We start from the raw sequence: 6,000 nt of genomic DNA on the forward strand, positions 1-6,000 counted from the left end.
AAATAATAAATTTTTGCTAAAAAAAATAAACGGGTGTATAATCCCGTTTATTTTTGTCTTTTTACATTTTGAGGTCTTACAATACTTGGTCGTACTTTTAAACTAGACATTGTTGGACGGAGTAAAATTTTTGTTAACGCGCCCCAATCAAATGGTAAAAACGGCCATAAATAAGGTGTTTGTAAACTTTTTATAGACGTTAAAAATAAAATTAATATCGTCATACCAATTACAAATCCCATCTCATGGAAGAAACCCGTTAAAATAATAACAAACAATTTCCCAACCTTATTCCCTAATCCTAATTCATAACTCGGTGTTGCATATGCACCAATCATCGAAACTGCTACATACAAAATTACTTCTGGCACAAACAAACCTACATCAATTGCAATTTGACCAATTAATATAGCGGAAATCAACCCTGCTGCAGACGATAACGGCGTTGGAGTATGAATGGCTGCCATCCTTAAAAACTCAAGTCCGACCTCTGCCATTAACACTTGTAATAAAATTGGTAAATGCGTCATCTTAGTCGGTCCAATAAAAGCCAGATTTGCTGGCAAAAGAGTTGGATCAAATACAAACACTAACCAAAATGGTAATAAAAATAACGAAAATATAACACCTAAAAAGCGCACCCAGCGTAAAAATGTACCGACAGCTGGATTTTGTCTAAACTCTTCCGCATGCTGTAAATGATGAAAATATGTTGTCGGTGTAATCATAGCACTTGGTGATGTGTCGACGAGTACTAACACATGCCCTTCTAGTAGGTGATTTGCTGCTACATCTGGTCTTTCTGTATATCGAATAAGCGGGAATGGGTTATAGCTTTGCTTTACAACAAATTCTTCCACTGTTTTATCCGCCATCGTAATTCCATCTACATCAATGTTATTTAATTCTTGTTTTATAATCTTTACTAAATCCGCATTTGCAACATCTTGTACGTATGTAATACAAATATCCGTTTGCGATCTATCTCCTACTCGAACCATTTCATTTCGAAGGCGTGGATCTCGAATTCTTCTACGAATTAATGCTGTATTTACAACGATATTTTCAACAAATCCATCCCTCGCACCACGTACTACCTTTTCGGTATCTGGTTCTGTCGGTGTTCGCCCTGGATAACTACGAACATCGATCGCGAACGCTTCCGTTTCACCTTCTACAAATATCACAATGAGTCCTGATAATACTTGGAGCATTACCTCATCCATCGTTTTCACTTTGCTTACTTGTTGATGGATTAAGCGATTCTCTAAAAGCTTAACTGTATCTTCTTCTACATCCCTTATCTCATTTGTATCCACGGCTTCTTCTAAAATATGGATAATATAATTTGTATCACAAAGTCCGTTTACAAATAACACACCAATTTCTTTATTCAAAATTTGAAATTTACGAATGCCAACATCGTATGTAACGCCTAGTCCAACTGTCTGTTTTAAATAATTTTCATTGTCACTTATGAAAGTTGATATAGGGATATCCACTTTTTTAGGCTTCGTCATAAAATCCACTCCTTTCTAAAATTAATTGAATTGCTTTCTTTGTAATAGGTGACCCTCTCTCCCATTCATCATTTCCGCACATTTTACCAATATCACCAACTCCAACAATGACAGGAACATTTAAATCGTCTAAACAATATATTGTATCTCCGCTAATCCTGCCAATTTCACCATCTGGAAGTCCAAATTTATCAACACCGTATTCGGTTAAATTCCCGTTCCGATCTACACTTACATCTACACGTGCCCATTCCCAATGATGCGTATTAGACGCTACTGCTAAAATACCGAGCACATCAATTTGTTTATGGGTAGCCACATATTTTAAAGCCTTTTCACCAGATCCTTCTCCAATAAATCCACTGTCATCAAACATGACAAATACAGGGTCATATGGCGTTTGCATAATAAGCTCAACAACTTTTTTCCCTGTCAATTTGGTTGGATTACTTTGTGATGCTGAAATACACCTTCCCCCAAATTCCTTCGTTAAAAGCTCAATTGTCCGCTTTGCATATTCATCTCCATCTGTGACCAAAACAACCCTTCGTCTCATTTGATTTATCCTTTCGGTTTACATATAAGTGCTATAAAAAATGAAAACAATATCGCTGCGGAAATACCCGCAGACGTTAAACTAAACATGCCAATACCAATTCCTAAATATCCATGTTTTTCTGCTGCATGCATTGCTCCGTGCAATAGTGAATGTCCAAAACTTGTAATAGGGACTGTCGCTCCAGCACCTGCAAACTTTATTAGTTTATCGTATAATCCAAATCCATCTAAAATTGCTCCGATGACTACAAAAGTTGCCATTAAATGAGCTGGTGTTAACTTTACGAAATCTAACAATAGTTGCCCAATTAAACAAATAGCTCCACCTACAAGAAATGCATATATAAAATCCACAATTCACTCTCCTTTAACTCTCTCAAATACGACACCATGTGCAATTGTTGGAATCGTTTCCTTCTGTTGCATCATCATTGGGCTTAATAATGCACCAGTCGCAACGACAAAAATTCGTTGTAAATTCCCTTTTTGCATCTCGTGTAATAAATGACCATACGTAACAACTGCTGAACAAGCGCAACCACTACCACCTGCAAACACTTCTTCTTGACTTGCTTCATAAATCATCAATCCACAATCATTGTATATATGCCCAAGATCATAACCTTCCTCAAGTAAAAGTTGTTTCGCAATCGGCGTCCCAACAGCTGATAAATCACCCGTAACAATCAAATCATAATCATCGGCACTTCTTCTTAAATCTTCAAAATGTTGTTGAATTGTATGAGCTGCTGCTGGAGCCATCGCTAACCCCATATCCAAAGGATTTGTGATTCCTAAATCTTGCACTTTTCCGATTGTAGCTGACGTAATTTTAATTGCACTTTTTTCATCGCTAATTAATATAGATCCTGCACCAGTCACAGTTGAATTTGCTGTCCCTGGTTTTTGTCCACCATACTCTGTTGGATAGCGAAATTGTCTTTCAGCCGTTGCATTATGACTGCTTACTGTAGCTAAGACACGATTTGCAAATCCACCGTCTATAAAAGCTGAGCCAACTGCTAAAGTCTCCATAGACGTCGCACAAGCGCTAAACATTCCTAAAAAAGGAATGCCCCACTTACGCGCAACATAATTTGCTGTCACTGTTTGATTTAATAAATCTCCCGCTAAAAAGAAATCAATTTGCGATGTTTTTATATTCCCTTTTTGCACCGCTTGTTGAATTGAGTCTGACATTAATCTTCGTTCGGCGAGCTCCCAATTTTCTTCTCCACAATGCAAGTCATCATATGAAATATCAAATTTTTTCCCAAGAGGGCCCTCAGCTTCTTTCGGACCGACAGCAGTGCCCGTTGCATTTACATATATATCATTTTGAAATACCCACGTTTGTTTTCCGGTCAACCTCATACTAGCCCCTCCTTTAAGACATAAAAATTTTAAAGGTATACCTTATTAACCCAATGATATATGCACCAACAACCCCAAATACAATCACACTTCCTGCCAGTTTAAACATATTTGTAGCAATCCCTAGAACAACCCCTTCGCTCTTATGTTCTAAGGCAGCGCTCGCCATAGAATTTGCAAATCCTGTTACCGGTACCGCTGATCCTGCTCCAGCAAATTGACCAATTTTATCATATACACCACACCCTGTTAAAATCGCGGATAATAAAACAAGAGTTGCAACAGTTGGGTTTCCTGCCTCTTGTTCACTAAAGTGAAAATAATGTATATAAAATTTCATCAATGCTTCTCCAACTGTGCAAATGAGTCCACCTACAAGAAATGCTTTGATACAATTTAGTAAATAGTTTGGCTTTGGATGATACTCCTTCACTTTATTTATGTAATCATCCTTCAATTTCTGACTTGTCATTTATATACTGCCTCCTACTTTACGAAATAAATCCAGTGAAACAACGATCCTATTACTTTCCCAAGTACAATAGCAACGAGTAAAACAATAATCTTGCCCTCTACCCCTACTCGTTTCGCTAAAATAGGTAGAACATTTAACACCTCTGTTAATGCCGCAGCAAGCATTCCAATGAACGTGCCACAAAATATCCCTAATATAACGAGCCAATATTGCGACGTTTGAAATGTAATGTTTTTCAAACTGCACCAAGCCCCTGTTAAAGTACCTGCAATGACTGCCCACTCAAAATATTGAATATGCTTTCCACTTCTCGTTAATTGGGCTAAACGGGGGATTATACCAAGTACAGCTAAAAATGCGACATATCCGCTACCTACCGCAATCCCTCCAGCTAAACCAATTAAAATAACAAATCCATACTCAATCATCGGTAAGTTGTTTCATATTATCCTTGTTTTCATTAACGATTACATACTGATCAAGTGACTGTTGGTATTGAAACATCTCAACTTCTAGCGGACTTGGCTCTTCATTAATTCTCTTTTGAAATACATGATTAAAGAATAAAACCATCCCTAAACCAAGACCTAAAGAATAAGGAATTTGAAATAAAAGTGGTTGCGCATTAAATTCTCCAGTAATCATGTAATATAACCGTTGATGTACTTGTTGCATACTTACATCTTCATGGAAATAAATGATCGCAAGGGCCGCTCCAATGAAAAGTAATAGCCATACAAGCCCGAAAAAAATTGGGTGTGCCTTCTTTTTTTCGTATATAATTTCAACAAGAGTTTGTCCAGAACCGAGTAAATTAATTTGTAGATGAGATGCTTTCTGTTGAATAATCTCAATTACTTTCATAACATCAATTACAACATGCGTCTTATCATGCGCTGTTATTTTGTAAACTATCTCATTTTGTAACAACTCAACTACGGAAGAATCTCCGGCAAGTTGAGCAACATCGCCCAGCTTTACTTCATAAGTAGGAGAAACTTTTAAACGATTGCGCATTTTAATATAAATCGTTTGTTCCAACTTTCATTCACCCCTTCACTCTTCCTCGTAGTTGTAGTATGGTTATTGAATTTTTTTCTAATACAATTTTTTCATAAAAAAACATCTGCACCATTTCGGTACAGATGTTTTTTACTTATGCCTTTTTCTTAAATAAGTTTGCAATACTTAATGCAAGCCCTCCCCAAATGACTACTATTCCAATAACCATCATCATAATTGCTGATCCACTCATTATGAAACACCTCGATCTTTCCACTCTTTTTCAAGCTTGGCAGAATCCGAATGTATTTGTGCATTCCATTTCTTTAGACTAATAATTAGCGCAACGATAAGGAAGGCTGCTGCTATCGACCAACCATACGTTACAACAAACTCAGTCGGATAATCTCCATAATTCTTTTTAATGTTTTGGATTGTACCATCAATTAGCATATACCCTAACATAAGCGGAGTAATAACGAGTAAACTTACTCTCCAAAACGTTCCTAATTTAATATCAGATACAAAGTTTGCATGATTTTGATAAACTGGTAAACGACGTAAAATGAGCCCTATCGTCACTACTTCCGCAAGTGCAATTGTAATTAATCCGAAATTATTAGCGAAATAGTCGACAACATCTAAGAACATAAGCCCACCACGTGTTGCAAATACAAGAGAAACTAACACGAGAAGGGTTCCCATAATTCCAATGGTTTTTTCCCGACTTAAACTGAATTTTTCAGACACAGCAGCAAAACATACTTCCGCGAGTGAAATAAGTGATGTGATTCCAGCAACCGTTAACGATAAGAAAAATAATACACCAAACAACGGTGACATCGGTAATTCATTAATAATTTGCGGAAATACTACGAATGCAAGCCCAACGCCAGCACTTGCTACTTTATCAACCGGTACTCCCATATTATTTGCCATAAATCCAAGAGCTGCAAAGACCCCATGCCCATCAACTTAAAAGTGTTAACTATCCCCAAAAGTAAAAAATGCCATCCTTTCTTTATATTCGTGATAGAATATAAAGAAATTGAATGTTTTTTCTTAATATTA

The 6,000-nt window shown here is 36.8% G+C and carries 8 protein-coding genes and 1 pseudogene; all 9 read right to left on the reverse strand.

Annotation, left to right across the window (positions count from 1 at the left end; translation table 11 throughout):
- Positions 1-47: 47 nt before the first annotated feature.
- Positions 48-1,520 (reverse strand): spore germination protein SpoVAF, encoded by a 1,473-nt coding sequence (gene spoVAF, locus ACS2CR_RS23320; RefSeq protein ID WP_053512801.1) that lies wholly within the window; start codon positions 1,518-1,520, stop codon positions 48-50.
- Positions 1,507-2,076 (reverse strand): stage V sporulation protein AE, encoded by a 570-nt coding sequence (locus ACS2CR_RS23325; protein WP_001254415.1) that lies wholly within the window; start codon positions 2,074-2,076, stop codon positions 1,507-1,509. The genes spoVAF and ACS2CR_RS23325 overlap by 14 nt, the downstream gene beginning before the upstream one ends.
- A 5-nt stretch (positions 2,077-2,081) precedes the next feature.
- Complete coding sequence (gene spoVAE / locus ACS2CR_RS23330; RefSeq protein WP_000345904.1) at positions 2,082-2,432, reverse strand: stage V sporulation protein AE; 351 nt, start codon at positions 2,430-2,432, stop codon at positions 2,082-2,084.
- 3 nt (positions 2,433-2,435) lie between these two features.
- Complete coding sequence (gene spoVAD, locus ACS2CR_RS23335; protein WP_153602662.1) at positions 2,436-3,452, reverse strand: stage V sporulation protein AD; 1,017 nt, start codon at positions 3,450-3,452, stop codon at positions 2,436-2,438.
- A 13-nt stretch (positions 3,453-3,465) separates the two neighbouring features.
- Positions 3,466-3,924, reverse strand: a complete 459-nt coding sequence (gene spoVAC, locus ACS2CR_RS23340) for a stage V sporulation protein AC (RefSeq protein WP_000203807.1) — start codon at positions 3,922-3,924, stop codon at positions 3,466-3,468.
- Positions 3,925-3,938: 14 nt separating this feature from the next.
- Complete coding sequence (spoVAB, locus tag ACS2CR_RS23345) at positions 3,939-4,355, reverse strand: stage V sporulation protein SpoVAB (RefSeq protein ID WP_000575190.1); 417 nt, start codon at positions 4,353-4,355, stop codon at positions 3,939-3,941.
- Positions 4,348-4,968 carry a stage V sporulation protein AA gene (locus ACS2CR_RS23350; RefSeq protein WP_000438365.1) on the reverse strand — a complete coding sequence of 207 codons (621 nt, stop codon included), beginning with the start codon at positions 4,966-4,968 and terminating at the stop codon, positions 4,348-4,350. The genes spoVAB and ACS2CR_RS23350 overlap by 8 nt, the downstream gene beginning before the upstream one ends.
- A 115-nt stretch (positions 4,969-5,083) precedes the next feature.
- Positions 5,084-5,182, reverse strand: coding sequence for a methionine/alanine import family NSS transporter small subunit (locus ACS2CR_RS23355; protein ID WP_000016826.1), 99 nt, complete (start codon positions 5,180-5,182; stop codon positions 5,084-5,086).
- Positions 5,182-5,898: pseudogene (locus tag ACS2CR_RS23360) on the reverse strand (sodium-dependent transporter); the annotation flags it as partial. The gene ACS2CR_RS23355 and the pseudogene ACS2CR_RS23360, both read right to left, overlap by 1 nt.
- Between the last annotated feature and the right edge of the window lie 102 nt (positions 5,899-6,000).

This window comes from Bacillus cereus group sp. BceL291, assembly GCF_051776705.1.
Lineage (GTDB): Bacteria > Bacillota > Bacilli > Bacillales > Bacillaceae_G > Bacillus_A > Bacillus_A cereus.